This window comes from Streptomyces sp. NPDC005728 (assembly GCF_040630895.1).
GTDB lineage: Bacteria > Actinomycetota > Actinomycetes > Streptomycetales > Streptomycetaceae > Streptomyces.
Map to the genome: position 1 here is coordinate 19,387 of NZ_JBEXYL010000071.1, position 26,861 is coordinate 46,247.

The 26,861-nt window shown below is 72.1% G+C and carries 22 protein-coding genes, 1 pseudogene and 1 riboswitch; of the genes and pseudogenes, 12 read left to right on the top strand and 11 right to left on the bottom strand.

From position 1 onward, the window contains the following. Nucleotides 1-84: 84 nt before the first annotated feature. Nucleotides 85-1,446 (top strand): SWIM zinc finger family protein, encoded by a 1,362-nt coding sequence (locus ABZ471_RS34545; protein ID WP_359072098.1) that lies wholly within the window; start codon nt 85-87, stop codon nt 1,444-1,446. A gap of 79 nt (nt 1,447-1,525) precedes the next feature. Next, nucleotides 1,526-3,175, top strand: a complete 1,650-nt coding sequence (locus tag ABZ471_RS34550) for a DUF5691 domain-containing protein (RefSeq protein WP_359072099.1) — start codon at nt 1,526-1,528, stop codon at nt 3,173-3,175. Nucleotides 3,176-3,296: 121 nt separating this feature from the next. Here the strand turns inward: ABZ471_RS34550 and ABZ471_RS34555 are convergent, their stop codons facing one another. Further along, nucleotides 3,297-3,719 carry a cobalamin B12-binding domain-containing protein gene (locus ABZ471_RS34555; RefSeq protein WP_359072101.1) on the bottom strand — a complete coding sequence of 141 codons (423 nt, stop codon included), beginning with the start codon at nt 3,717-3,719 and terminating at the stop codon, nt 3,297-3,299. 224 nt (nt 3,720-3,943) lie between these two features. Here ABZ471_RS34555 and ABZ471_RS34560 point away from each other — a divergent pair, with 224 nt between their 5' ends. Together ABZ471_RS34560 and ABZ471_RS34565 are read left to right on the top strand one after the other, a co-directional pair. Continuing rightward, nucleotides 3,944-4,795, top strand: a complete 852-nt coding sequence (locus ABZ471_RS34560; protein ID WP_359072102.1) for an alpha/beta fold hydrolase — start codon at nt 3,944-3,946, stop codon at nt 4,793-4,795. Nucleotides 4,796-5,051: 256 nt separating this feature from the next. Further along, nucleotides 5,052-6,611: a M23 family metallopeptidase gene (locus ABZ471_RS34565; RefSeq protein WP_359072104.1), complete on the top strand. Its 1,560-nt coding sequence runs from the start codon at nt 5,052-5,054 to the stop codon at nt 6,609-6,611. Nucleotides 6,612-6,663: 52 nt separating this feature from the next. Here ABZ471_RS34565 and pcrA read toward each other — a convergent pair whose 3' ends face one another. After that, on the bottom strand, nt 6,664-9,174 hold the full coding sequence (gene pcrA, locus ABZ471_RS34570; RefSeq protein WP_359072105.1) for a DNA helicase PcrA: 2,511 nt from the start codon (nt 9,172-9,174) through the stop codon (nt 6,664-6,666). 284 nt (nt 9,175-9,458) lie between these two features. Further along, nucleotides 9,459-9,630: riboswitch (cyclic di-AMP (ydaO/yuaA leader) on the top strand. Nucleotides 9,631-9,637: 7 nt separating this feature from the next. Between pcrA and ABZ471_RS34575 the strand changes: the two genes are divergently transcribed. After that, nucleotides 9,638-10,693 carry an NlpC/P60 family protein gene (locus ABZ471_RS34575; RefSeq protein ID WP_359072107.1) on the top strand — a complete coding sequence of 352 codons (1,056 nt, stop codon included), beginning with the start codon at nt 9,638-9,640 and terminating at the stop codon, nt 10,691-10,693. Between the two features lie 72 nt (nt 10,694-10,765). After that, the gene (locus ABZ471_RS34580) at nt 10,766-11,734 is read left to right on the top strand and encodes a tellurite resistance/C4-dicarboxylate transporter family protein (RefSeq protein WP_359072109.1); all 969 of its coding nucleotides are present in this window, start codon (nt 10,766-10,768) and stop codon (nt 11,732-11,734) included. A gap of 3 nt (nt 11,735-11,737) precedes the next feature. On the opposite strand, the gene ABZ471_RS34585 is transcribed toward ABZ471_RS34580, so the two are convergent. Continuing rightward, a complete protein-coding gene (locus ABZ471_RS34585; protein ID WP_359072110.1) occupies nt 11,738-12,091 on the bottom strand; it encodes a hypothetical protein in 354 nt (117 codons plus the stop codon). A 420-nt stretch (nt 12,092-12,511) separates the two neighbouring features. Between ABZ471_RS34585 and ABZ471_RS34590 the strand changes: the two genes are divergently transcribed. After that, nucleotides 12,512-13,576 carry an NlpC/P60 family protein gene (locus tag ABZ471_RS34590; RefSeq protein WP_359072133.1) on the top strand — a complete coding sequence of 355 codons (1,065 nt, stop codon included), beginning with the start codon at nt 12,512-12,514 and terminating at the stop codon, nt 13,574-13,576. A 21-nt stretch (nt 13,577-13,597) separates the two neighbouring features. Here ABZ471_RS34590 and ABZ471_RS34595 read toward each other — a convergent pair whose 3' ends face one another. Further along, nucleotides 13,598-14,329: a response regulator transcription factor gene (locus ABZ471_RS34595; protein ID WP_359072112.1), complete on the bottom strand. Its 732-nt coding sequence runs from the start codon at nt 14,327-14,329 to the stop codon at nt 13,598-13,600. Further along, nucleotides 14,326-15,615 carry a PspC domain-containing protein gene (locus tag ABZ471_RS34600; RefSeq protein WP_359072113.1) on the bottom strand — a complete coding sequence of 430 codons (1,290 nt, stop codon included), beginning with the start codon at nt 15,613-15,615 and terminating at the stop codon, nt 14,326-14,328. Before ABZ471_RS34600 ends, ABZ471_RS34595 begins: the two co-directional genes overlap by 4 nt. Nucleotides 15,616-15,813: 198 nt before the next feature. Between ABZ471_RS34600 and ABZ471_RS34605 the strand changes: the two genes are divergently transcribed. Beyond that, nucleotides 15,814-17,286: a PspC domain-containing protein gene (locus tag ABZ471_RS34605; RefSeq protein ID WP_359072114.1), complete on the top strand. Its 1,473-nt coding sequence runs from the start codon at nt 15,814-15,816 to the stop codon at nt 17,284-17,286. Continuing rightward, complete coding sequence (locus ABZ471_RS34610) at nt 17,273-17,482, top strand: hypothetical protein (RefSeq protein WP_359072116.1); 210 nt, start codon at nt 17,273-17,275, stop codon at nt 17,480-17,482. The genes ABZ471_RS34605 and ABZ471_RS34610 overlap by 14 nt, the downstream gene beginning before the upstream one ends. 108 nt (nt 17,483-17,590) lie before the next feature. On the opposite strand, the gene ABZ471_RS34615 is transcribed toward ABZ471_RS34610, so the two are convergent. After that, nucleotides 17,591-18,121, bottom strand: a complete 531-nt coding sequence (locus ABZ471_RS34615) for a DoxX family membrane protein (RefSeq protein ID WP_359072118.1) — start codon at nt 18,119-18,121, stop codon at nt 17,591-17,593. A gap of 135 nt (nt 18,122-18,256) precedes the next feature. Then, nucleotides 18,257-19,543, bottom strand: coding sequence for a hypothetical protein (locus ABZ471_RS34620; protein ID WP_359072119.1), 1,287 nt, complete (start codon nt 19,541-19,543; stop codon nt 18,257-18,259). A gap of 190 nt (nt 19,544-19,733) precedes the next feature. Between ABZ471_RS34620 and ABZ471_RS34625 the strand changes: the two genes are divergently transcribed. Further along, on the top strand, nt 19,734-20,621 hold the full coding sequence (locus ABZ471_RS34625; RefSeq protein ID WP_359072120.1) for a DUF4429 domain-containing protein: 888 nt from the start codon (nt 19,734-19,736) through the stop codon (nt 20,619-20,621). On the opposite strand, the gene ABZ471_RS34630 is transcribed toward ABZ471_RS34625, so the two are convergent. After that, nucleotides 20,614-21,408: a class II aldolase/adducin family protein gene (locus tag ABZ471_RS34630; RefSeq protein WP_359072122.1), complete on the bottom strand. Its 795-nt coding sequence runs from the start codon at nt 21,406-21,408 to the stop codon at nt 20,614-20,616. The two genes, ABZ471_RS34625 and ABZ471_RS34630, sit on opposite strands and share 8 nt — an antisense overlap. 155 nt (nt 21,409-21,563) lie before the next feature. Here ABZ471_RS34630 and ABZ471_RS34635 point away from each other — a divergent pair, with 155 nt between their 5' ends. Continuing rightward, nucleotides 21,564-22,025 carry a pyridoxamine 5'-phosphate oxidase family protein gene (locus ABZ471_RS34635; RefSeq protein WP_359072134.1) on the top strand — a complete coding sequence of 154 codons (462 nt, stop codon included), beginning with the start codon at nt 21,564-21,566 and terminating at the stop codon, nt 22,023-22,025. Nucleotides 22,026-22,040: 15 nt separating this feature from the next. Here ABZ471_RS34635 and guaA read toward each other — a convergent pair whose 3' ends face one another. Further along, entirely contained in the window at nt 22,041-23,621 is a 1,581-nt protein-coding gene (gene guaA / locus ABZ471_RS34640; protein WP_359072124.1) for a glutamine-hydrolyzing GMP synthase, read from the bottom strand. A gap of 388 nt (nt 23,622-24,009) precedes the next feature. Here guaA and ABZ471_RS34645 point away from each other — a divergent pair, with 388 nt between their 5' ends. After that, the gene (locus tag ABZ471_RS34645; protein ID WP_359072126.1) at nt 24,010-24,276 is read left to right on the top strand and encodes a chorismate mutase; all 267 of its coding nucleotides are present in this window, start codon (nt 24,010-24,012) and stop codon (nt 24,274-24,276) included. Between the two features lie 566 nt (nt 24,277-24,842). Here ABZ471_RS34645 and ABZ471_RS34650 read toward each other — a convergent pair. Then, nucleotides 24,843-26,648, bottom strand: a complete 1,806-nt coding sequence (locus ABZ471_RS34650; RefSeq protein WP_359072128.1) for a GMC family oxidoreductase — start codon at nt 26,646-26,648, stop codon at nt 24,843-24,845. 42 nt (nt 26,649-26,690) lie between these two features. Further along, a pseudogene (gene gabD2 / locus ABZ471_RS34655) lies at nt 26,691-26,861 on the bottom strand (succinic semialdehyde dehydrogenase); the annotation flags it as partial.

Here is a 26,861-nt window from a genome sequence, read left to right on the forward strand (position 1 = left end):
GCACCACGCCACTGACAATCGCTCTGACCTGCACACACGTGCTCGCAGGGTGGATTGTCAGTGGGGGGATCTACCGTCGTTGGCATGACTGAGCAGGGGGTGCGCTGGACCGCGGAGCAGGTGCTGGCACTGGCGCCTGACGCCTCGTCACGCAAAGCGGGAAGCAAGCTGGGCGCCGCCGGACCGTGGTCCGAGGCAGGCAGCGGAGAGGGGACGGTGTGGGGGCTGTGCAAGGGCAGTGGCAGCAGGCCGTACCAGACGGTGGTGGACCTCGCGGACGGGGCCGGGCCGGCATACAAGTGCAGTTGCCCGAGCCGGAAGTTCCCGTGCAAGCACGCCCTCGGACTGCTCCTGCTGTGGGCGGCGGAAGACGGCGCGGTGCCGGTGGTGGCCGAGCCGCCGGACTGGGCCGAGCAGTGGCTCTCGGGCAGACGCAGGCGTGCGGAGAGCAAACGGTCGGAGGGCGGCGGGAGTTCCGCGCCCGGGTCCGCTGATCCGGAGGCGGCGCGGCGCCGGGCGGAGCGCCGGGCCGAGCGGGTCACGGCGGGGGCGACGGAGCTGGAGCAGCGCCTGGCGGACCTGCTGCGCGGCGGCCTGGCCTCGGCCGAACAGACCGGGTACGGGATGTGGGACGAGACGGCGGCCCGCATGGTCGACGCCCAGGCCCCGGGACTGGCTGCCCGGGTGCGGGAGTTGGGGGCGATACCGGCTTCCGGGCCCGGCTGGCCGGCACGGCTGCTGGAGGAGTGCGCGCTCCTCCACCTCCTGGACCTGGGCTGGCTGCACCGCGAGCGGCTGCCGGACGCCCTCGCGGCCACGGTCCGCTCCCGGCTCGGCCTGCCCGCCCCGGCGGACGGCCCGCCGGTGCGCGACCGCTGGCTGGTCCTCGCCCAGTACGACACGGCCGACCCGAAACTGACGACGCGCCGGATCTGGCTCCACGGGTCCGAGTCGGGCCACACCCGACTGCTCCTCTCCTACGGCGCGGCGGGCCGGGCGCCGGAGCTGTCCCTGCCGGTGGGCCTGGCGCTGGAGGCCGAGCTGTCCGTGTTCCCCGGCGCCGGACAGGTGCGGGCGGCCCTCGGCGAGCAGTACGCCCCGCCCGCGCCCGCGGCACTCCGCCCGCCGGGAGCGACCACGGCACAGGCGGCGGCCCGCTACGGCGAGGCCCTGCGCGAGGACCCCTGGCTGGACTCGGTCCCGGTCACACTGGACCGCGTCATACCGACACCGGCGGCGGAGCCGGGCGCCTGGCAACTGGCCGACGCCGACACGGACTCGGCGCTCCCGCTCACACCGGCCCCTCACTCCCGCCCGGGCCTGTGGCGCCTGATCGCCCTCTCCGGCGGCGCCCCCGTCACCGTCTTCGGCGAGTGCGGCCACCGCGGCTTCACCCCGCTGACGGCATGGCCGCAGGGCCCTGGCGATCCGGTGACGTTGTGCTGACCGGGCCGATCTCTCAGGGACACGAAGGACACAAGGGGAACGAAGAACACGAAGAGCACGAAGGGAAAGGCAAGGGATCGTGTTGAACGGAACCTCGACCGCGGCGGATGGCCAGGCCCTGACCCCATCCTCCTGGGAAGACCTCGTCACCACCGCCCTTCTCGGCACCGAACGGCGCCCCTCGGCGAGGTCCGTGCCCGGGCGGGAAGCCCCCGTCGCGCTGCTGGACGCTGCCGCCGTGGCCACCGTGCGGCGGCGTGCGGGGCTGCGGGCCGGGCCGGCTGCGCGGCGGCCGGAGCCCGCGCCAGAGGATCCGCGCCCGGTGCTGCCCGCCGCCGCGGCGCGCCGGCTCGCGATGCTGCTGGCGGACCGCAGCGGCGGCGGTGGCAGACGGGGCAGCGCGCCGGACCTCATGGAGTTGCTCCCGCAGTGGCTCGCGGCGGCCAACGCCCACGGGTACGCGGCACCTCCGCAGGCCCTGCCCGCGCTGCTGGACGCCGCCCGGGGCCGGACCGACCTGCGGCCGGCGGCGCTGGCGTTCGCCGGGCCGCGCGCCCTGTGGCTGGCTGGGCTGAACCAGGACTGGCGGTTCGCCCGGCGTTCGGCGCCGGGCGGCGGAACGGCGCTGCCCGACCCCGAGGACGGCGAGGCGGTGCAGCGGCTGTGGCAGGAGGGCCTGTTCGCCGAGCGGGTCGCCCTGCTGGCGGCGCTGCGCGATGGTACGCCCGCGTTCGCCCGGGAGCTGCTGACGGCGACCTGGGCGACGGAGCGGGCGGAGGACCGGCTGATGTTCCTCGACTCCCTGCGCACGGGGCTGTCCCCCGGGGACGAGCCGTTCCTGGAGCAGGCCCTGGGAGATCGCAGCCGCAACGTCCGGGCGACGGCGGCGGAGCTGCTGTCCGCGCTGCCGGGCTCGGCGCTCGCCGCGCGGATGGCGGTGCGGGCCTCGGCCTGTGTGGCCGTCGACCGCACGGGCGACTCGCCCGCGATCGTCGTGGAGGCCCCGCCCGAGTGCGACCCGGGCATGGAGCGGGACGGCGTGGCGGCCAAACCTCCCGCGGGCAGGGGAGAACGGTCGTGGTGGCTGGGCCAGTTGGTCGAGGCGGCACCGCTCGGCACCTGGCCGGGCCGGCTCGGCGGGCGTACCCCGGAGCAGATCGTGGCGCTGCCGGTGACCGACGGCTGGCAGGGCGAGCTGCACGCGGCCTGGTGCCGGGCGGCGGTGCGGCAGCGGGACGCCACGTGGTCCAGGGCGCTGCTCGGGGCACCCTCGGCACCGGAGGCCGGCGGACCCGGAGCGGTGTCCCTGGCGGAGCGGGCGAAGCTGCTGGCCGCGCTGGAGGCCGGTGAGCGGGCCGAGTGGGTGGCCGGATTCATCGCGACGCACGGCCTGTCGGAGGCGTTCCAGCTGCTCGGGGTGTGCGCGGTCCCCTGGGCCGCCCCGCTCGGCCGGGCCGTGGTGGACGCCCTCAACATCGCCCGGGACGCGGGCAGTTACCCCTGGAGCTTCAGCGGGGTGATGGGTCTGGCCGAGCGCTGCTTGGACCCGGCGGAGGCCGCACGCCTGGACGGCCTGCTGGCGATACCCGACGAGCGGGAGGACGCGTCGCCGGGGGCCGGCGGGTACTGGGCGGAGGCGTTCCAGCGGCTCATGGCCACGCTGAGGCTGCGGGCGGCGATGGCCGACGAGTTGGCACCGGCCGGCAGGAGGAGCCCGTCCGGCGATTGAGAAGCGGGGGCTGGGGACGGCAGCCCCCGGTGACCGCCCACCACAGCTCAGCGCACCATCGGCTCAGCGCACCATCGGCTCAGGCGCCGGAGGCAGTCGCTCAAGCGCCGGAGGCGGTCGTTCAGCCACCGGAGGCAGCCGGCTGTCGCACGTTCTCCCGCACCCACTCCACGATCGCCGTGGTGGTCGCGCCCGGCGTGAAGATCGCCGCGACCCCCTTCTCCTTCAGCGGAGCGATGTCCTCCTCGGGGATGATGCCGCCGCCGAAGACGAGGATGTCCGCGGCGTCACGCTCCTTGAGGAGGTCGATGACCGCGGCGAAGAGGGTGTTGTGGGCCCCCGAGAGGATGGACAGGCCGATCGCGTCGGCGTCCTCCTGGATGGCGGTGTCGACGACCTGTTCCGGCGTCTGGTGAAGCCCGGTGTAGATGACCTCCATACCGGCGTCGCGCAGCGCCCGCGCGATGACCTTGGCCCCGCGATCGTGGCCGTCGAGCCCCGGCTTGGCCACCACCACGCGGATCGGGCCGGCTGCCACACCCATCACTGCCTCCAACAAGCGACCGCGGAAGCGACCGCTTCCGTCCGTACCGACAAGTACCGCATATCTGGCACGTTCCGCCACCCTCAGGAAGTGAACGAACGTTATCTCCAGCATCCCGCAACCGGCGGTTTTACGGCGCGGAGCGAGGGGGAAATCACACGGTGGGACATGAGGGCACACGGGGGATCGAGCCGTCTCCCCGCGTGCCGACAGGAGGTCGGCCCATGAAGGTCACCGGGGTACTGCCACTCTTCCTCCCGTTCTACCGGCGCCTGTGGCCCGGCAGACTGGCCGAACTGTCCATCACCCTCCTCAAGGCGACCGCGCTGGAGGCGGCGATCCTGGCCGGTCACCTGCTGCTGTACCCGACCGGCCTCACCCAGGAGCGCCGCTCCCCCGCGCTCCCGGCCCCGGACGGCGCCGCACGGCTGCCCGGCAGGCCGGGCCCGCCGGTGGTCCTGCTGCACGGCTTCATCGACAACCGCTCGGTCTTCGTCCTGCTGCGCCGCAACCTCGCCCGCAGCGGCAGGCAGCGCGTCGAATCACTCAACTACTCTCCGCTGACCTGCGACATACGCACCGCGGCCGAGCTGCTGGCCCGGCACGTCGAGGAGATCTGCGAGCGCACCCGAAGCGGCCAGGTCGACATCGTCGGGCACAGCCTCGGCGGGCTGATAGCCCGCTACTACATCCAGCGCCTGGGCGGTGACCTGCGGGTGCGCACGCTCGTCACGCTGGGCACCCCGCACTCCGGTACCCGGGCCGTGCCGCTGGCCAGCGCCCATCCGATCGTGCGGCAGATGCGGCCCGGCTCGGAGGTGATCGAGGAGCTGACCCGGCCCGCACCTAGCTGCCGCACCCGGTTCGTCAGCTTCTGGAGCGACCTCGACTCCGTGATGGACCCACCGGAGACGGCCTGCATCGACCATCCCGACCTGGATGCGCAGAACGTCCGGGTGACCGGGATCGGGCATCTCGCGCTGCCGGTGCACCCTGCCGTGGCGGCCGGGATACGCGAGGCCCTCGACGCCGCACACCTCGAGGACCGACTCAGCGACGGCCTGACAGTGGCCTGAGGGGAGCAGCCGGACAGGCGACCCAGGCCACCCGCACAGGCGCGGCACAGCGGGTCCAGGGGTGACTCACCGTCATCCGACATCGAACATCTCTCGAACACAAAGCCAAACTCGCGCCCGTCGTCCCCCAAAACACGGCCGAATGCCCGTTTCCGGCGAACGCGAAACCATCCGAAGATTGTCGCGCCCGTATACCGCCGGGTACAGTCGCCGCACTGCTCTGGCAGCCCCTGTTGTCGAGGCGAAAGAGAAGTTGGTGAACGACCGTCACCCGTCGGGGATCATGACCACCCCGGCTCCGGCTTCCGACGCCTCCACCGCGCACTACGCGCCGTACGGAGCACCGGAAGCCCACTACGACGACCTCACCACGTACGGCGGCTACGACGCCAGCGGTTTTGCGGGCAGCGCCACCGACACCGGAGCCTTCGACACCGACCCGCTCTTCGGCACTCTCCCCGGCGGCGAGCAGCACAGCGGCGCGTACGACACCACGCAGTGGCAGGCAGGCACCGGGCAGTCCCTGAACTACGACCCGTACGCAGCCCAGCACCACGCGGCCTACGACTCGGGCGTGTACGACGCCACCGCCTGGACGGTCCCCGCGCAGCCCACGGGCAACGACATCAGCGGCCAGTGGGACACGAGCGCCTGGGTGCAGCCCGACCAGTCCGTCGGCGTCGGCCCCACCCAGCAGTGGGAGTGGGGCACCCAGACGTTCGACACGGGCGCGTACGACGCCACGCAGTGGAACTCCGACGGCACGGCCGTGCCGCACGAGCAGCTTGCCGAACCGTTCGACCAGCAGGCCACGGCCACGTTCGAGCAGGTCGGCGACCCGCAGGCGACCGCCGCCTTCGACCAGGTTCCGTACGAGGAAACCTCCTACAGCGAACACGGTGAACACGGCGGACCGGGCGAATTCACCGAATTCACCGAACTCGGCGATTTCGCCGAAACCCCCGCCGGGAACGGCGAGTTGGGTGACACGGGTGAGCTGCCCGCCGTGTCCCTGCTCGACGACCAGGAAGAGGCCACCCCGGCTCCGCCGACCCGCGCGGGCTCCCGCAGCGCGGCGCGTTCCCGGCGCCGTACGCCCCCCAAGCGGTCGGCGCTGCTCACCGTCGCGGTGCCCTCGGCCTGTGTGATGGGGGTCGCGGGGATCGCCGCCGCCTCCGTCGGCAGCCTGACCGGTGACGGCGACAAGGACACCACCGCCGCCGCCCCGGACGCGGACGCGGTGAAGCCGTCCGTCGCCAACAGCAAGCTGGACGCCCAGCTCCGGACCCTCTCCGCCGGCGCCGACGACTTCGCCGACCGGGCGAGCCGTACGCAGGAGCGCATCGACCTGAAGGCGCAGCAGGAGCTGCAGCAGAAGAAGGCGGCCGCGGCCGCGGCGCTCAAGGAGCGCCTGCGCCCCAAGTTCGCTGTGCCGGTCACCCAGCGGGGGCTCAGCGCCTACTTCGGCCAGGCCGGTGTGAACTGGATGTCCGTGCACACGGGCATCGACTTCCCGGTCTCGTACGGCACCACGGTGATGTCCGCCACCGACGGCGTCGTCTCCACCAAGTGGAACAGCGCCTACGGCAACATGATGATCGTGACGGCGAAGGACGGCACGGAGACCTGGTACTGCCACCTCTCCAGCTACCGCGTCGCCTCCGGTACGACCGTGAAGGCCGGCGAGCCGGTCGCCTACTCCGGCAACTCGGGCAACTCCACCGGCCCGCACCTGCACTTCGAGGTACGGCCCGCGGGCGGGGCGGCCATAGACCCACTGCCGTGGCTGCGCAGCCACGGCCTGGACCCGACCTGAGCCGCCCGCACGAAGCGAGCCCCGCCGATCGATCCGGCGGGGCTCAGATCGTCTACAGCTTCTCGACCGGCGCGTACCGCAGCAGCAACCGCTTCGGCTTGGCGTCCCCGAAGTCGATCGTCGCCTCCGCGTTCCCACCCGTGCCCTTGATCGCGACGACCGTGCCGAGGCCGAACTGGTCGTGGGTCACGCGGTCCCCGACCGCCAGGGCGACCACCGGCTTCTCCGTGGTCCGCCGTGTGGCGAACCCGGACGCGCCGGCCGCCGACGACCGGGAACGGGACGAGGACAGCGAGGCCGCGATCCCGGAGGCCGGCCCGGAGGACACCGGTGCGGTCGCACCCGTCCGCTTCCACTCCACATGGGCGGCCGGGATCTCCTCCAGGAATCGGGAGGGCGGGTTGTACGACGGCTGTCCCCAGGCGCTGCGCAATGCCGACCGCGTGAGGTAGAGCCGTTCCCGCGCGCGCGTGATGCCGACGTACGCCAGGCGCCGCTCCTCCTCCAGCTCCTTGTTCTGGCCGAGGGCGCGCATGTGCGGAAAGACGCCGTCCTCCATGCCGGTCAGGAAGACCACCGGGAACTCCAGGCCCTTGGCGGTGTGCAGGGTCATCAGGGTGATGACGCCGTCGCCGTCCTCTTCGTCCGGGATCTGGTCGGAGTCGGCGACCAGGGCGACCTGCTCCAGGAAGTCGGACAGCGTGCCGCCCGGGGCGGCAGTCCCGGATGTCGCTGCGCCTTGGCCGCGCTCCTGCTCGAACTCCAGGGCCACGGCCGCGAGTTCCTGAAGGTTCTCGATGCGGGTCTCGTCCTGGGGGTCGGTCGAGGCCTGCAACTCGGCCAGGTAACCGGTGCGTTCCAGTATGGCCTCCAGGACCGTGGCCGGTCCGGCGCCGGACTCGACGATCGTCCGGAGGTCCTCCATCAGCACGTTGAACCGCTTGACGGCGTTCGTCGACCGCGCGGCCATGCCGTAGGCCTCGTCCACGCGCTTCAGGGCCTGCGGGAAGCTGATCTTCTCACGCTGGGAGAGGGCGTCGATCATCGCCTCCGCGCGCTCGCCGATGCCCCGCTTGGGGACGTTGAGGATGCGGCGCAGCGGCACCGAGTCCTCGGGGTTGGCGAGGACGCGCAGGTAGGCCAGGACGTCCCGGACCTCCTTGCGCTCGTAGAAGCGGACGCCGCCGACCACCTTGTAGGGCAGGCCGACGCGGATGAAGACCTCTTCGAAGACACGGGACTGGGCGTTGGTGCGGTAGAAGACGGCGACGTCCCCGGACTTTGCCTCGCCCGCGTCCGTGAGGCGGTCTATCTCGTCGGCGACGAACTGGGCCTCGTCGTGCTCGGTGTCGGCGACGTAGCCGGTGATCCGTGCGCCCTGGCCGGCATTGGTCCACAGGTTCTTCGGGCGGCGGGACTCGTTGCGCTCGATGACCGCGTTGGCGGCGGACAGGATGGTCTGCGTGGAGCGGTAGTTCTGCTCCAGCAGGATCGTCGTCGCGTTCGGGTAGTCCTCCTCGAACTGGAGGATGTTGCGGATGGTCGCGCCGCGGAAGGCGTAGATCGACTGGTCCGCGTCACCCACCACGCACAGTTCGGCGGGCGGGAGGTCGTACTCGTTCGGGGGGACGTCTGCTTCGCCGGCGCGGTCGCCCGTGCCGACCAGTTCGCGCACCAGGGCGTACTGGGCGTGGTTGGTGTCCTGGTACTCGTCGACCAGGACGTGCCTGAAGCGGCGGCGGTAGTGCTCGGCGACGTCCGGGAAGGCGCGCAGCAGGTTGACCGTCGTCATGATCAGGTCGTCGAAGTCGAGCGCGTTGGCCTCGCGCAGCCGCGACTGGTAGAGCGCGTAGGCCTGGGCGAGGGTCTTCTCGAAGCCGTCGGTGGCCTGGGCGGCGAAGTCCTCCTCGTCGATCAGCTCGTTCTTGAGGTTGCTGATCTTGGCGCTGAAGGACTTGGGCGGGAAGCGCTTGGGGTCGAGGTCCAGGTCGCGGCAGACCAGGGCCATCAGGCGCTTGCTGTCGGCGGCGTCGTAGATGGAGAAACTCGACGTGAAGCCGAGCTTCTTCGACTCGCGCCGCAGGATCCGGACGCACGCGCTGTGGAAGGTCATGACCCACATCGCGTTCGCGCGCGGACCGACGAGCTGCTCGACGCGCTCCTTCATCTCGCCCGCGGCCTTGTTGGTGAAGGTGATCGCGAGGATCTGGCCCGGGTGCACGTTCCGCTCGGCGAGCAGGTGGGCGATGCGGTGGGTGAGCACACGGGTCTTGCCGGAACCTGCGCCGGCGACGATGAGCAGCGGGGAGCCGGCGTGGGCGACCGCCGCGCGCTGGTTCTCGTTCAGCCCCTCCAGGAGCGCTGCCGCGTCGATCGCGGGGCGCGGGGCGCCGTCGCGGTAGTACGCGTCCCGGTCCGGCGGCACGTCGAACTTCCCGCCGAACAGATCGTCCGCAAGCGGCTCCGGAGCGTGATCGTCCTCGGGCGGCGGCGGGGGCTCCTCCTCGCGCCCGCGAGGGGGCTGGAGGTCCGCCAGGAAGCTGTCGTCAAAGAGGCTGCTCATCGCTCTCCGAGTCTAGGGCGCCGCACCGACAACCGGCCGCCACCCCGGGAACATGGCCGGATCGCCGGAGGGTTGATCACCGCTCCCGAGCGGTCGGTCATCGCGCAGTTCCGCGCCGATCAGGCCCTCACGCTGCGGAAGCGTCTTGTCACGCCTGTATGAAAACAGCCTCAGGTCACGGAAATGTATCGGACATATGGCACACCAACCTTCACAGGAGTCACACGAGTTGGCTAGGTTGCCGTCAGGCCGCACGACCCCCTTCCGGCGAACGTCGCCGAGCGCCGCGGCCTCCGCCGAGTCCGGTGCGCCCTACGTGGCAGCCGGAGCCGGGGACCCACCGATCCCGGGGTGAATCGGCCGACTCCCGCCCGGGACGACGCCGTAGGGCAACCCTTCCGAACCACCCGCCCGAACCCGACAGCTAACTCGGTAGGCGGCACATTGGAAGGAGTCGCCTCTCTTGGCGTCGCACCGCAAGCCGCGCCCCGGCGGAACCCTCGGACCGGGCCTGCACACGCCCGCCCTCGCCACCGCCGCCTTCACCTCCGTGGCCGTACTGTCCCAGACGGCCGAGGCCGCCCCCGCCGACGACGGCAGGCCGAGCGTGGAGGAGATCGAGAAGAAGATCGACGAGCTGTACCGCCGGGCGGACTCCGCGGCCGAGCGGTCCGAGGAGGCCACGGAGCGGGCCGGGCGACAGCGGGGGCGGCGGGAAGACCCGCGCGGGAAGACCCTGTTCGCGGACGCGCCGCAGGAGCAGCCGGAGCCCTCGCCGGACTACTTCGACCAGAACCGGCTGATGGACCGGCTGGCCTCGACCGTGAAGAAGCGGCAGGAGACCGCCCGGAGCCTGGAGCCGCAGGCCGACAGGGCCCCGGAGACACAGGCCGACAGGAGCGCGGCGGCACCGACCGCCAGAAGCACGGAGGCGGCCCCCGTCTGGAGCCAGGAGGCGCCGGCCGGGAGGCCGGACGAGACCCGAACCCCGTCGCCGCGTGACCCGAAGAGCGCCAAGGCCGTCGTCCAGAAGAAGCTCGCCTCCGCCCGCGAGCTGCTGTCCCGGCTGACGGACCGGGAGCAGGCTCGGCCGGCCGCGCCGGAGCAGCGGACGCAGGAGGGGGCCGAGCCGCGGTCGTACGGGTCCTCGGGCGCGCAGGCCTCCAGGGCCGAGAAGGCGGTCTCCTTCGCCCGCGCCCAGATCGGCAAGCCGTACGTGAACGGGGCCAGCGGCCCCGGCTCCTACGACTGCTCAGGCCTCACCCAGGCCGCCTGGAAGGCCGCCGGTGTCACCCTTCCCCGTGCCGTGCGCGACCAGGCCGCCGCGGGCACCCCGGTCTCCCTCGCCGACGCGCACCCCGGTGACCTGGTCTTCTTCCACGGCGACCACAGCCACGTCGGCCTCTGCACGGGCAACGGGATGATGATCCATGCCCCGCGGCCCGGCGCGTACATCCGCGAGGAGTCCGTCTTCCACGGGGGCGAATCGATCATTCACAGCGTGGTCCGGCCGGCCTGACCGTCCTCTTTTCGAGCCCCACGCGCGCGTGCCCTCCTCGCCGGGCCCGCTCGGCTCCCTAGCATCGGGCGCATGCCCGGCATCTCAGGTCTGCGTGCGTGGTGGGCGGAGCGTCCGCCGGCGGCAGGAGCCGCCGTCATGGCGACCGGCATCGTCTCGGTGGGCCTGCACCTGACGGGCGACGAGACGCTGTCCCGGGTCTTCCTCTGGCCGGCCTGCGTCGCCTGGGTGGCGCTGGCCGCCGACTTTCTCGTACGGCTGCTGATGCAGCGGCAGCGATGGGTGGCCGCGGCGGAGAGTCCGGGCGCGCTCACCGCCGTCGCCGCCACGGCGGTGCTCGGCACCCGGTTCTCGGCGCTCGGCCGGCAGACCCTGGCCGAGGTGCTGCTGGTGGTGGCGGTGGTGCTGTGGCCGGTGCTGCTGTTCCTCGTCGTGGGGCACTGGAAGCGGCGCATGCCGGGAGCGGTGTTCCTGTGTTGCGTGGCCACACAGGGGCCGGCGGTGCTGGCGGCCACGCTGGCCGCGGCCGAGACGACGGCATGGCTCGCGCGTGCCGCGCTGGTGCTGTTCTGGCTGGGCCTGGTGCTCTACGTCCTCGCACTGCGGCACTTCGATCGGCGGCAGGTGTTCGAGGCGGCCGGGGACCAGTGGATCGCAGGCGGAGCGCTCGGCATCTCGGCACTGGCCGGGGCGAAGCTGCTCTCCGCCGACAGTGCGCGGCTGTACCTGTGGAACGACGACGACCGGGGTGTGCTGCGCAACGTGACGGTCGCGCTGCTCGTCCTGGATCTGGCCTTGTGCGTGGTCCTGCTGGCCGCCGAGGTGGCCCGGCCGCGGCTGCGCTACGACATCCGGCGGTGGGCGACGGTGTTCCCGCTGGGGATGACCGGGGCGGCCACGCTGTCGGTCGCGGCCGCCCTGGGCATCGGGTCGTTGAAGGGGCTGGGGCGGGTGCTGGTGTGGGGGGCGGTGGCGGCGTGGCTGGTGGTCGCGGCCGGCGCGGCCCTCGCGGTCCGTGGAGGGATCAGCGGACGGCGCTGAGCGTCAGGTCCACAGCACGGCGATGAAGATGTTCGCCGCGGTCAGCAGGCCGACCAGCCCGAAGGCGCCCTTGTCCACCTTCTCCTCGTCGCGCTTCACGTAGACCAGCCCGAGGATCACGATCAGCAGGGCCAGCTTCAGGCCGATCTTGACGGTGTTGACGTGGTGGTCGTCGGCCTGGTTCAGGCCGACCAGGATCACGCCGGTGCCCAGCATGGCCAGCGCGCCATGCAGCATTCCGGGGACGAAGCGGGCTGTGCCCTGGCCTATCGCCTTCATCTGGGTGAGGAAACCACCGAGCAGCGCGGCGATGCCGATGATGTGCACGCCGACGAAAAGATGGATGAGTACGTCCATGGGCCCGGAGCCTAGTGAAGGGCGCTTGAGGCTCCCTTCACCGGGCTCGCCGCCGGATCCGTGGATCTTGCATATATGCGCCCCATAGCACCACGCGGCTCCCGCGTGTCCCGCATTGCGCGCATCGGTCACCACGCTGCGTGAAGGCGACGCCTCCGACCTCGAATCTCGGTCACATACGGTCACACCTCGATCGGTCAAAGCCAGTTCTGCACTCCGCGTTACCTGCCTGTCACAGGCAGGCCTAGCGTCCTCCCCCAGGTGACCGGCTCCCCACCGCCGCCCGGGCCAGGGGCGGCCGTCGGCCACCACCGCCGAGAAAGGTCCGGCGGCGGCCCGCTTCCCCTGTGCGGGCCGCCGCCGGACGCATCGACCGCTCGCTCGGTCGCACGAGTCCCACGGAAGGACGTGACGGTCCAGGTGGCAGCGCACCGCAAGCCCCGACAGCGCTCGCTCGGCGGGAACACGGCCCGCACGGCCGCCACCCTCGCCCTGGCGGGCGCGGCCACCGCAACGGCCTTCGAAGGAGCGGCCAACGCCGCGCCGGAGCTGACCCCGGCACAGGTGAAGGCCAAGGTGGACAAGCTGTACCAGGAGGCGGAGACCGCCACCGAGACGTACAACGGGGCGAAGGAGAAGGCGGTCACGGCCCAGCGGCGGCTGAACTCGCTGCGCGACGAGACCGCCCGCAAGCAGCAGAAGCTCAACACGGACCGGGACGCGCTGGGTTCGCTGGCCGCGACCCAGTACCGCGAGGGCGGGATCGACCCCGCCTGGCAGCTGGCGTTGTCCAGTGACCCCGACCGGTATCTGGACAAGGCGGAGTTCGCGGAGCGGGCCGGCGAGCGGCAGGCCAAGGCGGTGGCGGGGGTACGCGAACAGCTGCGGGAGATCGAGCAGTTGCGCGGCGCCGCCCGCGTCGAGCTGAAGTCGCTGCGGTCGCGGCAGGCGGAGTTGCGGCAGCAGAAGAAGACGATCACCGGGAAGCTGGCTCAGGCGCGCGAGCTGCTGGCCCGGCTCACTTCGCCGCAGCGGGCCGAGGTCACCGGCGACGGCGCGACTCCGGGGCACGCCTCACGATCGGCTTCGGACGTCCGGGCGGCCCTGGAGCAGGCGGGGACCGTCGCCGCCTCCGACTCCCGCGCGGCGGCGGCCGTCGCCTACGCCTACCAGAAGCTCGGCAGCCCCTATGTGTGGGGCGCTACCGGCCCGAACGCCTTCGACTGCTCGGGCCTGGCCCAGGCCGCCTACCGCTCGGCCGGCATCTCCCTGCCGCGCACGACCTACGCCCAGATCAACGCGGGCCGACGGGTCTCCCGCTCCGAACTCCAGCCCGGTGACCTGGTGTTCTTCTACTCCGGCATCAGCCACGTCGGCATCTACGTCGGCAACGGCCAGATGATCCACGCCCCGAACCCGTCGGCACCGGTCCGGCTGGCGCCCATCGACCAGATGCCGTTCGCAGGGGCTACGCGGGTCGTCTGAGGGCCGCAGCCGGGCGGGCGGTCAGACCAGCCGTCGGGCCGTCGCCCAGCGGGTCAGCTCGTGGCGGTTGGACAGCTGGAGCTTGCGCAGGACCGCCGAGACATGGGACTCGACCGTCTTCACCGAGATGAACAGCTGCTTGGCGATCTCCTTGTAGGCGTAGCCGCGGGCGATGAGGCGCAGCACCTCCCGCTCGCGCTGGGTGAGGCGGTCCAGGTCCTCGTCGACCGGCGGGGCGTCGGTGGAGGCGAAGGCGTCCAGGACGAACCCGGCCAGGCGCGGGGAGAAGACGGCGTCGCCCTCCTGCACCCGGAAGACCGAGTCGACCAGGTCGGTGCCGGTGATGGTCTTGGTGACATAGCCGCGGGCGCCGCCCCGGATCACGCCGATCACGTCCTCCGCCGCATCCGAGACGGACAGCGCGAGGAAACGGACGGGCCGCTCGGCGTCCGCCATCAACGCGGCGCACCGGCGCAGCACTTCGACCCCGCCGCCGCCCGGCAGGTGCACGTCGAGAAGCACCACCTCGGGCCGGGTCGCGGTGATGACCGTGACCGCCTGGTCGACGTCGGCGGCCTCGCCGACCACCTCCACACCGGTCTCGGCGGTCTGCCCGATCTCGGCCTGCACCCCGGTGCGGAACATGCGGTGGTCGTCGACGAGCACCACACGCACGTGCCGCTCCCCGGCGGGGCCGGACCCGGCCGGCTCCGCCGCTCCCGCCGTACCGTTCGCCTCGGTCGCGTCGCTCATGACGTCCTCTCCGCCCTCTCCATCTCCAGCTCGACCTCCGTACCGCCGCCCGGCACCGCCCGCAGCCGGGCCGTGCCGCCGTGGCGCTCCATACGGCCGATGATCGATTCTCTAACGCCCATGCGGTCGGCGGGTATCGAGTCGAGATCGAAGCCGGGGCCGCGGTCGCGGACGGACACGAACACCGTCTTCCCCTCGACTTCGGCATAGACCTGTACGGCACCGCCCTCGCCACCGTACTTGGCGGCGTTCACCATCGCCTCGCGCGCGGCCTGCATCTGCGCGCCGGTCCGCTCGTCGAGCGGGCAGTCGCCGACCACGACCACCTCGATGGGGACGCCGTGTTTGTCCTCGACCTCGGCCGCGTTGCGCCGCACCGCCTCGGCGACCGTGTCCGGCTCGTCGGCCTCGTCCTTGCCGGTGCCCTCCGGCTTGTACAGCCAGGTGCGCAGATCCCGCTCCTGGGCGCGGGCCAGGCGGCGCACCTCGTTCGCGTTGTCGGCGTTGCGCTGGATCAGGGTGAGAGTGTGCAGCACGGAGTCGTGGACGTGGGCGGCGACCTCGGCGCGCTCCTGGGCGCGGATGCGCATCAGGCGTTCCTCGGACAGGTCCTGGGTCATACGGACCAGATAGGGACCGGCGAGCAGCGTGATGCCGACGAGGACGATGAGCGCGGCCTGGAGGACCGCGCCGAGGTGGGCGGCCGAGCCCTGCATGACGAAGATGGCCGAGACACCGGCGGTGACCAGCAGGACGCCGGCGCCCGCCCGCAGCAGGGTGAGTGTGCGCCGGCGGCTGCCGACCTCGACCCAGCGGGCCCGGCGGGCGTTGTCCGCCTGGCGCCAGACGAGGGCGACACCGGCCGCGACCAGGACGGCGGGCAGCAGATACGCCTTGGCCGCGCTGCTCAGGTTGACGCTGCCCACGAACACCATGGACACGATGACCATGAGGAGCAGGGCGACGATCTGGCCCTTGTCCGGCTTGCGGGTCAGGAGTCGACGGCGGCCGCCCGGACCGGTCTCGGTGGCGACCGGCGGCGGCTTGTGCCCACCGACGCCGCCGACGCCGAGCGGGACGAAGAACCAGAACGCCGCGTACAGCAGCGCGCCGAGTCCGTTGGCCATGAACAGGCCGACGAAGGCCAGCCGGACCCAGATCACGGGCAGCCCGAGGTGCCCCGCGAGACCCCGCGCCACTCCGCCGAGCCAGCGGCCGTCGCTGCTGCGGTAGAGCTTGCGCGGCGGCCGCGGGTCTTCGAGTGGCAGTGCTGCGGCTTCCGGCATGTCATCGATGGTCACACGGCCGTCCGTTCAGGGCATCAGGGTCGGCCCCTTAGACTCCCCTGATCTTCGCGCCGGTCGTCCGAACCGGCCGCCGACCGGCCGTCGAACACCTCCCCGTCCCGTCTCAGGGCAGATCTCAGGGTTCGCCCAGGGTCATCCCGACTGCCGTCGCGGCGGACGGGCCGTCACCATGGACGCATGACGGATCACGAGCACGCCGCGACGGGTCCGGGACCCGGCTCCGGCCCGCGCCCGGCCCCGGGCACCGGGCCGACGGATGCCGCGCCCGCCGCGACGGGAGCGGCAGGAGAGCCGGGAAAGGCAGAAGAGACGGGAGCGACGAGAAAGACGGGAGCAGCAGGAGAGACGGGAGCGGCACAGGATCAGGGCGGTGCCGAGGCCCCCGGCCGGTTCCGGCGCGACCGTCGGCACAAGATGATCGCGGGCGTGTGTGCCGGGCTCGGGCGGCAGACCGACATGGACCCGGTGATCTTCCGGATCACCCTGGCCGTGCTCGCCGCGACCGGCGGCATCGGCCTCATCTTCTACGGCTTCGCCTGGCTCCTCGTGCCCTACGAGGAGGAAGAGGAGAACGAGGTCCGCAAGCTGCTGACGGGACGGGTCGACGGCCAGGCGCTGGCCGCCGTGCTGTTCGCCCTGGTCGGCTGCGGGACGTTCCTGACGATGCTGAGGAACGGCGGGGTGCTGACCTTCGCCGTGGTGCTCTCCCTGCTGCTGGCCGGCGCCGGGTACTGGTCGCGGCGCCGCGGCGCCCCCGGCCCCGACCCGCTCGCCGCGCAGGCCGCCGCCGACGCCCCGCCGGAGGCCCAGGCCCCGCCGGTCGTCACCAGCTACCCCTCCTGGTGGCGGGACCCGATCTTCAAGGACGGCACCCATGTCGGCGGCACCGGTTATCTGTGGGGCCCCGGCGACACCCGCGACCAGGACCTCCTTACGGCCGTCGACGTCGGCATGCCCACCCCCTGGAGCCACCCCGGCTCCCCGCCCCCGTCACGCACCGCGCCCCCGAGACCGCGCGGCCCGCGCTGGATCGGCGGCTGGGTGTTCCTGCTCGCCCTGCTGGCCGGCGGCCTGGGTACCGGGCTGACCTGGGACACGCATCCGCTGGGCACCAGCCTGCAGACCGGCCTGGCCTGTGCACTCGTGGTCTTCGGCCTGGGCATCACACTCAGCGCGTTCCTGGGGCGGACGGGGGCCGGGTCGGTGTTCCTGGCGCTCGTCACGGCAGCGCTGCTCGCAGGGACCACTGCCCTGCCCAAGGACATCTCGACCCACTGGAAGGAGGCGACCTGGAAGCCGGCCGCGACGGCGGACGTGCGGTCCGGTTACGACCTCGGGACCGGCGTCGGCACCCTGGACCTGACCGGCGTGCGCACCGCCCGGGGGCAGACGGTGGCCACGCACGCCGAGGTGGGGGCGGGTGAGCTGAAGGTGATCGTGCCGGCGGACGCGACCGTGCGGATGAGCATCGACGTGGGGGTGGGCGACGTCCGGTTGCCCGATGACAACAGGAAGGACGTGGACGTGGAGCCGGGCAGGCACAAGGAGGTGACGCTGTCGCCGGTCAAGGGCGGCAAGGACGCCGGCACGCTCGAGCTCGGTCTCCGGGTGGGCGTCGGACAGGTGGAGGTCAGCCGTGCTGCGTCATGAGTTCCAGCCCGGGAAGCTGGTCGCCGGTCTCTTCCTCGCCGCCGCCGGCGTCGTCTACGCCGGTGACGCGGCCGGGCTGTGGGACACCCCGTGGTTCGCCGTCGTCCCGTTGGTGGCGGGCGGGCTCTTCCTGGCCGGTGTCGCGGCGGTCGTGGCACGGGGCCTACGCAGACGGCGCGGTACCGAGAGCGGCTAAGGCCTGTCCGGCGGATCGTGCCGGAATCGCGGGGTCCGGCGCGCCCGTCTGCGCTGATGAGGCACCGTTGGCTGAAGCCGGCCCGATCCGCCGGGCAGGCCCTGGGCCCTAGCGGTAGCCGCCGGTCCGCCGGCGGCGCCGGGTGCGCCAGGCCGCGTCCAGGGAGAGGTAGGGGGCACCGGCCAGGACGAGGGGCAGCCAGGCCATCAGATAGGCGAGGTCGTTGCCGTAGTAGTAGGGCGTCGTGGCCCAGCTGACGGTCAGCCACAGGCTCAGCGAGATCAGGGCGCCGCCGAGGGCGGCCAGTCGGCCGAGCAGGCCGAGCAGGGTGCCGATACCGACGGCCAGCTCGCCGAGGGCGATGCCATAGCCGAAGCCGACCGGGTTCTTCAGGGCCATGTCGATCAAGGCCGGGATGGCGGCGGAGTCGCGGGCCGCGCGCATCGTGTCACCGATCGAGCCCGCGCCGCCGGACTTCAGGAAGGCGCTGTCGGTGAGCTTGTCCAGGCCGGCGTAGATGAAGGTGACGCCGAGGAAGACGCGAAGGGGAAGGAGGGCGTAGCGGGTGGCGGTGTCCCGCCAGTCGCCACTGCGGTTGAGGTAGGACGTGTCAGTGTCCGTCCGAATGCCGTGAGTCATCGCTGTAAGCCGCCTCTCGCCCGCCGTGCCACCCCTCACTCGACGATACGTACGACCGACGGGGTCGGTTCAACCCTCTCCCGGGCGTTTTTGCGGATTTCGGGTCCCGTGCGGGAGAGGGGCGCTCTCCCGCTCTCACTCGGTCACGTGGACGATGCACCGGTTGGTCGCCACCCCGGCCGCGGTGACCACCTGTACCTCCACCGACCCGGGCTCGACCTCGGCCGGTACGGGCACGGTCAGGACGTTGTCCGTGGGGTTGCGGAAGCCTCCGGCAACGGGGACGAGCGGGACATGGACGTCGACGGAGCCGATGCGCACGACCACGCGGGAGAGCCGGTCGGCGCTCTGGGCGCCCGGCGGGACGAAACCGGTACCGCGGATCTCGATGTCGTCGCCGGTGCGGATCGGCCCGTCCAGGTCTCCGGGCTCACGGGCGCGGACCACGGAGAGGATCACCGGCCGGCCGCCCTCGGCGTACTTGCCGGCCAGGTAGGTCGCGGCCGAGATCAGGACCACGACCGCGAGACCCCACGGCAGGTCGGGCAGCTGGTCGGGGCGGCGGGCGAGCCGGACGGCGGCGAAGAGCAGGGCGACGGCGCTGATGACGACGTACTGGAGATCGGCGAAGGCCCCCCGGCCGGAGTCGTCGGTCAGCAGGTCGGCGGCGCGCGGCCGGGAGGCCGGCACCTTCTGCAGCCGCAGGCCGAGGATGCGCAGGCCGACCACCCGCCGGACCAGCACGGCGATGCCGCACACCACGGCGAGGACGGTCACCACGCCCGCCCCGCGCGCGAGGTCGAGGCCGGAGACCAGCACATCGCGTTCGGCGTGGTCGGAAGCTGCGGCCAGGCGGCCCGCCAGCAGCAGGACCGCGTAGGCGACGAGCAGCACCCAACCGGCCGCCACCGTACGCGAGGTGGACATCCGGTTGTCCTCGCCGATCACCGGGGCCAGCACTCCCCCGCGTGCCCGGTGGAACCAGGAGGCGGCGGTCAGGGCTCCCGCGACGACGAGCGCGGCGAGCAGCGCGGCCGTACGGGCGCTGGTCCAGCCCGCGCCGATCGCGGTGAGCGACTCGGCGAGCAGCAGGGCGACGACCGCGCCCCACACCACGCAGACCGTGCGCAGCCACAGCCGGGCGAGCCAGGCCTCGCCCTCTGCCCGGCCCCGTTCGGCGACAGCCTCCGCCTGCTGGGTCAGTTCCTCCGAGACCCACTGGCGGGAGGCGGAGGCGGAGTGCGCCACGGCCGTCGGCAGGCCCTGCCCGGCCGCGAACTCGTCGCGGGCGCGCAGGAACGCGGCGACGGCCCGCCGGTGCCCCTCACGGGCCCCGTGCGGGCAGTCCCCGCAGGCGCAGCCGCCCCCGTGCGCCCCGTCGGCACCCGTTGCCACGCCCTGTCGCGCCTCCTGCACCGCCACGCCCGACGCCCGCCTTCCCTTCGGTCCGAGACACGGCCGGCGGCCCTCGGTGTGGGCCTTCCCGCAGCCGTGCAACTCCCCAGTGTCGAGAGCGAATTGTGCCCTACCCGAGGCAGTCGGGGCCCGCCGGGACGGGTCACTGCGGGTGAAGTCGAGGCCGCCGTGTTGACCCGGCTGCGAGAATCACCGTATGGCCGAGATCATCCAGCGGGACGGCACCTGGGCGTTCGACGGCAGCACCATCCGGATCACCCCCGGACTCCACCGTTCCGTACCGCTGTTCCGGCAGACGTACGGGGAGATCGCCGTACCGCTGGAAGCGGTGTCCGGCGTCGGCTACGAACCCCAGCGCAAGCGGGGCCGACTGCGGATGCGGCTGCGCGAGGGCGCCGACCCGCTGCTCCAGGCCACGGGCGGCCGGCTGCCGGAGGCGGCCGACCCCTACCGGCTGGCCGTGGACGCGGACCGCGGCGGGGCCGCCGAGTTCGTCGCCGAGGAGATCCGGCACGCGCTGCTGCTCGACCAGGTCCCCAAGGAGCCCACGGCGGCCTATCTGCTGGCGGGGCCGCCGGTGCCGGTCTCGGTGCGGTCCTCCGACGGCACTGTCTCCTTCGACGGCTCCCAGGTGCGCATCGACTGGGCCGACACCTCGGACCGGGTCAAGCGCGCGACCGGACCACGGATCATCGGCCTCGGCGACCTGGTCCAGGTCGAGTGGCTGCCCAACTCCGGCTTCGAGGACGGCTTCCTGCGGTTCGTGACCCGGGAGACGGCGTTCTCCAAGCTGCCGCCCGAGCGGGACCCCTACACCCTCGACCTGTGGGGCAGCGTCCGGCGCGACCTGCTGACCGCGCTGGTCGCGGCGGCCGTCACCGCCCGGCTGCCGCATCCCTCCACGCGCACGGGCGGCGCGCTCGCGGACCGGGCCCGGCCGCCGGTCGCCGTGCCGGCGCAGGCCGCCCACCACGACGTACTGCTGCGCCGGCTGCGGGAGCTGGGCGAGCTGCACCGCGACGGGGTGCTCACGGACGAGGAGTTCGCGACGACCAAGGCGGCAGTACTCAGAGGCTTCAGCTGAGCAGGTCCGGTTCGCCGCGGCTGATGTCCTGCCACAGCGGCTGGTAGTTGATCCAGGCCACGAGGTCGCCGCCGAGCTGTTCGCGGGTGGCCACGGCCTGCTTGTGGTCGATGAGGAGGGGACGGCCGGCCGCCTTCGCCATCAGCTGCACCTGGCAGGACCGCTCGAGCGACAGGAACCACCAGGCCGCCGCGTCCACCGAGTCCCCGACGGTGAGCAGTCCGTGGTTGCGCAGGACGAGCGCCTTGCGGGAGCCGAGGGCCCCGGCGATACGGCGGCCCTCCTCGGCGTCGACGGTGACGCCGGTGTAGGCGTCGTAGAGCGCCACGTCCTCGTAGAAGGCGCAGCTCTCCTGGGTGAGGGGGTCGATGAGGTCGCCGAGCGCGGCGACGGCCCGGCCGTGCACGGAGTGGCAGTGGGCGACGGCGACGACGTCGGGGCGGGCGGCGTGGACCTGGGCGTGCACGGTGAACGCGGCCTGGTTGACGTGGTAGCGGCCCTCGACCACCTGCCCGTCCTGGTTGACGAGGACGAGGTCGCTGACGGTGACGTGCTTGAACGGCATCCCGAACGGGTTGACCCAGAAGCAGTCGGTGAACTCGGGGTCGCGCGCGGTGATGTGGCCCGACACCCCGTCCTCGAATCCGGCGCGCCCGAAGATTCGTAGGGCGCCCGCGAGCCGCTCCTTGCGGTGCCGGCGTTCGTCCTCGACCGAGTCGTGCATCGGCGGCATGGCGAACTGCAGCTGGCCGGTGGGCAGCGGCAGGGGCGGCGTGGGCCCGTGCATAGGTCCTCCAGCGGGGGAATTGCTGTACGGGCCGGAAGTTACCGCCGGTCAGCGCAAAAGGGCAGAGCTGTTTTGTAAAGATGACGTACGCAGCGAATACACGACAGAAGTTGTCCGGTTTGCCGGTGAGACTGAGGCGTATGGATCTGGCACGTATGAACTGGGCAGCCTTCACCACCGCGGCACCCGAACTGGCAGCGCTCGCCGAGGAGCGTTTCGGCGCCTACCGGCACCATGTCCTCGCGACCCTGCGCAGGGACGGGTCCCCCCGCACGTCCGGCCTGGAGGTCCGCTTCCTGGGCGGAGAGCTGTGGCTCGGCATGATGCCGAACTCCCTTAAGGTCCTCGACCTGCTGCGCGATCCGCGCTTCGCGCTCCAGGCGAATCCGGGAGCCGACGTGGACAGCGGGGACGTGCGGATCGGCGGCCGGGCGTTCGAGGTCGAAGGCGGCGCGGCCAGGGCGGCATACGTCGAAGAGGTGGAACCGCCGCAGCCGTTCCACCTCTTCCGCACCGAGCTGACGGAGGTCGTGCGGACCTACGTCGAGGACGAGACGTACCTGGTCACCCAGGTCTGGAAGCCCGGAGAGCCGGTGCGCACTCTCAAGCGGACGTGATCTTCAGAAGCGGGACTACTCCCACTCGATGGTGCCCGGCGGCTTCGACGTCACGTCGAGAACGACGCGGTTGACGTCCCGGACCTCGTTGGTGATCCGGGTCGAGATACGGGCGAGGACCTCGTACGGCAGCCGCGACCAGTCGGCGGTCATGGCGTCCTCGGAGGAGACCGGGCGCAGGACGATCGGGTGGCCGTAGGTGCGGCCGTCGCCCTGGACGCCGACCGAGCGGACGTCCGCGAGCAGGACCACCGGGCACTGCCAGATGTCCCGGTCGAGGCCGGCCGCGGTCAGCTCCTCGCGGGCGATGGCGTCGGCGTCCCGGAGCAGGTCCAGGCGTTCCTTGGTGACCTCGCCGACGATGCGGATGCCGAGGCCGGGGCCCGGGAAGGGCTGGCGCTGGACGATCTCCTCGGGCAGGCCCAGTTCCTGGCCGACCATCCGGACCTCGTCCTTGAACAGCTTGCGGAGCGGCTCGATGAGCTGGAACTCGAGGTCCTCGGGGAGGCCGCCGACGTTGTGGTGCGACTTGATGTTGGCGGTGCCGGTGCCGCCGCCGGACTCGACCACGTCCGGGTAGAGCGTGCCCTGGACCAGGAACTCCACGGCCGGGCCCTCGTCGGCGATGATCTCGGCCTGCGCCTGCTCGAAGACGCGGATGAACTCGCGGCCGATGATCTTCCGCTTCTCCTCGGGCTCGCTGACGCCCTTGAGCGCGGTCAGGAAGCGCTCCTCGGCGTCCACGACGACCAGCTTGACGCCGGTCGCGGCCACGAAGTCCTTCTCGACCTGCTCGGTCTCGCCCTTGCGCATCAGGCCGTGGTCGACGTACACGCAGGTCAGCTGGTCGCCGATGGCGCGTGCGACGAGGGCGGCGGCGACGGCGGAGTCCACGCCGCCGGACAGACCGCAGATCGCGCGCTTGTCGCCGACCTGCTCGCGGATCGCGGCGACCTGCTCCTCGATCACGTTGCCGGTGGTCCAGGAGGGGGTCAGGCCCGCGCCGCGGTAGAGGAAGTGCTCCAGCACCTGCTGGCCGTGCGTGGAGTGCATGACCTCGGGGTGGTACTGGACGCCGTAGAGCTTCTTCTCGTCGTCCTCGAAGGCGGCGACCGGGACGACGTCCGTGGACGCGGTGACGGTGAAGCCCTCGGGGGCGGCGGAGCAGGCGTCGCCGTGCGACATCCACACGTGCTGCTCGGCCGGGGTGCCCTCGAAGAGGGTGGAGGACGCCCGGGAGACGTGCAGGTCGGTACGGCCGTACTCGCGGGCGCCGGTGTTGTCGACGGTGCCGCCGAGGGACTGGGCCATCAGCTGGAAGCCGTAGCACATGCCGAAGACGGGGACGCCGGCCTCGAAGAGCGCGCGGTCGAGGCGGGGGGCGCCCGCCTCGTACACGGACGAGGGGCCGCCGGAGAGGATGATCGCCGCGGGGTTCTTGGCGAGCATCTCCGCGACCGGCATGCTGCTCGGCACGATCTCGCTGTAGACCCGCGCCTCGCGGACGCGACGGGCGATGAGCTGGGCGTACTGCGCGCCGAAGTCGACGACCAGGACGGTGTCGGGGGTGGCGGCAGCGGGAGTCGCTGATGACACGGGGTGCCTTCCGGCGGTTTGGGCGGGGGTCTTGTGCTGACGATTCTACCGGGGTGGCCGTGAGCGACCTCCCCCTCGTCCTGGGGGCTGCCGCCCCCGGACCCCTGCTTCGGTCCGGACGGCCTCGCCCTCGAACGCCGGACGGGCTGGACGACCCCGGCCGGCGCCCAGAGGTTCCGTGCCATACTGACCCCATGCTCACGCAGACGACCCGCTTCTTTACCTATGGCACCCGGCCCGCCGGCTGCCATGGTCGTGCTGCTTGAGCCAACGCCAAGCGACTTCCCAGGCGCCCCGGGCCGACAAGGCCCGGGGCGCCTGTCGTTTTCCGGGTTCTGCCGTTCCGGGGCCTCACTCAGCTCAGCCACCTTCACGAGGAGCCCCCAGCATGACCGCCGTGACCACCGCCCATGCGGAACAGACCATCGCCGACGCCCGCGAGCGCATCGACGCGCTCGACGACCGGATCATCGGCCTCATCCAGGAGCGGATGGCCGTGTCCACCGTCGTCCAGGAGGCCCGTATCGCCTCCGGCGGCCGGCGGGTGAACCTCTCCCGCGAGATGGACATCCTCGGCCGCTACCGCGAGGCCCTCGGCAAGCCGGGCACCGCCCTCGCGATGACCCTGCTGGAGCTGTGCCGGGGTCGCATCTGAGTTCGGTCCCGCTCTCACCCGTACGGCGCGTGACCGGCCCGCCGACCGCTTCGTTGAGACCGGTGTCCGTGCCAGCCAGGGGCGGGCCCGACAGAACCACGCGTGGCTCGCTGGGGCGATGAGGCGTACGGGTCGTGCCGTGCACCGTGGGACCTCGCTCCAGGGAAGTGACCGGACGGCAGGGGACAGCAGCCCGGTCACACAAGTGAACGGTCGGCTCCGGGGACGCCCGGGGCCGACCGGCGGAATCCCCCACGTCCGCCCGAGATGACCACCCCAAGCGGCGCAACCCCCCGGCGCCGCTCCCAGGCACCGGCGCCGCCCTGACGTCGGTGCTGACGAAAAAAGGGCCCCGCGGCCTCAGGCCCCGCGGGGCCCTTCGCCATGCGCCTCACGCGTGACTCACCTCACACAAAAACCACGTGGGGCGAGACAACCTTTCAGGCCCCTCGCTGATCAAACCTGCTGCCGGATCAAGAAGACGGTAAGAAGCGAGGGACCTGCGTTCGGAGGGGGATGCAGGTCCCTCGGCCCTTCTCCGGCCCGGCGTCACTCTTCCGGCCCGGCTACTTCTTCGGCGGCACCGCCGGGATCCCCAGGAACGGCAGCTTCAGCGCGCCGAACGCGTCCGCGGGGACCGCCGGTGTGCACGGCTCCACCGGCTTCAACCGCTCGTACGCCGCCCCCTGCGCCGGACGCGGGTCCTCCTCGCCCTTGTTCGGCCAGTACGACATGGCCCGCTCGGCCTGCGCGGTGATCGTCAGCGACGGGTTGACGCCCAGGTTGGCCGAGACCGCGGCGCCGTCCACCACCGAGATGCCGGGGTGACCGTAGAGACGGTGGTAGGGGTCGATCACGCCCGTCTCCGGGGAGTCGCCGATGGGGCAGCCGCCGAGGAAGTGCGCGGTCAGCGGGGTGCCCATCAGCTCGCCGACGTTGCTGCCCGCGAAGCCGTTGATCTCGGCCGCCAGGGCCGAGGCGGCCTCCGAGGCGGCCTTGATCTGCTTGGGGTTCGGCGCGCCGTGGCCCTGCCGGGCGGTGAGCAGGCCCTTGCCGACGCCGCCGGGCTTCAGGTACGTCGTCAGCGAGTTGTCCAGCGACTGCATCACCAGGCCGATGATGGTCCGCTCCGACCAGCGCCGGTTGGACAGGGAGCGGGCGACCAGCAGCGGGTGGCGGGCCGCGTTCGCCAGCCAGGCCAGGACGCGCGAGGAACCCTCGGCGTAGGGGACCTGGAGGATCGACAGGCCACCCATGGAGTTGGAGCCCTTGCCGTAGCGGACGGGTTCGATGTGGGTGTTCTCGTCGGGGTGGACGGAGGACGTGATGGCGACCCCGCGCGTGAAGTCGGCCTTCAACTCCCCGGTCGCCTTGCGGTAGCGCCGGTTGTCGGTCTGCGCGCCGACCAGCGCCTCGGAGTTGGTGCGGGTCAGATCGCCGAGGCGGGCGGAGAGGTGCGGCAGCTGGCCGCCGGACTTCATGCGGTGCAGCAGGGTCTGGGTGCCGTAGGTACCCGCCGCGACCACGACCTTCCGCGCGGTGAGGATCCGCCCCTTGCCCTTCTTCTTCTCGTCGGTCGGCAGGGTCGCCACCGCGTAGCCGCCCCGCGAGTCGTCCGTGACGGACACGACCGTCGTCATGGGGTGCACCACCGCGCCCGCCTTCTCGGCGAGGTACAGGTAGTTCTCGTTCAGGGTGTTCTTCGCGCCGTGCCGGCAGCCGGTCATGCACTCGCCGCACTCGGTGCAGGCCTTGCGGGTCGGTCCGGCACCGCCGAAGTACGGGTCCGCCACCTGGCCGCCCGGCTTCGCCTTCGCCGTCCCGTCGGCGTCCTTGCCGTCACCGAAGAACACGCCGACCGGGGCGAGGTGGAAGGTGTCGCCGACGCCCATCCGCTGCGCCGCCGCCTTCAGGTGCACGTCGGAGGGGGTCATGGTGGGGTTGAGCCGTACGCCGAGCATGCGCTGCGCCTGGTCGTAGTACGGCTTCAGCTCCTCCTGCCAGTCGGTGATGTCCTTCCACTGGGGGTCGTCGAAGAAGGCCTTCGGCGGTACGTAGAGGGTGTTGGCGTAGTTGAGCGAGCCGCCGCCCACCCCCGCGCCGGCCAGCACCATCACGTTGCCCAGCAGGTGGATGCGCTGGATGCCGTACATGCCGAGCCTGGGCGCCCAGAGGTAGTTCTTCAGGTCCCAGGAGTTCCTGGGAAGGGCGTCGCGGGTGAAGCGGCGGCCGGCTTCCAGGACGCCGACCCGGTAGCCCTTCTCGGTGAGGCGCAGGGCGGACACCGAGCCGCCGAACCCCGAACCGATCACGACGACGTCGTAGTCGTACCCGTCCTCGTCCCGGGTCTGGACAGACTTCTCCTGCGACACGTGCTCTCCTCGTTGAGAACCTGGTGGTGCGAACGCGGTGGTCTAGCGGAAACGGAACGCCTTCATCAGGCGGAGGCTGCGGCTCATGAAGGCGGCGTACTTCTCGTCGTCCATCCCGAGCGACGGCGCCATCGGGAGCAGGCGCTGCTCGGCCACCGTCTGGGCCTCGGTGTACTTGAGGATGCCCTCGGAGCCGTGGCGGCGGCCGAGTCC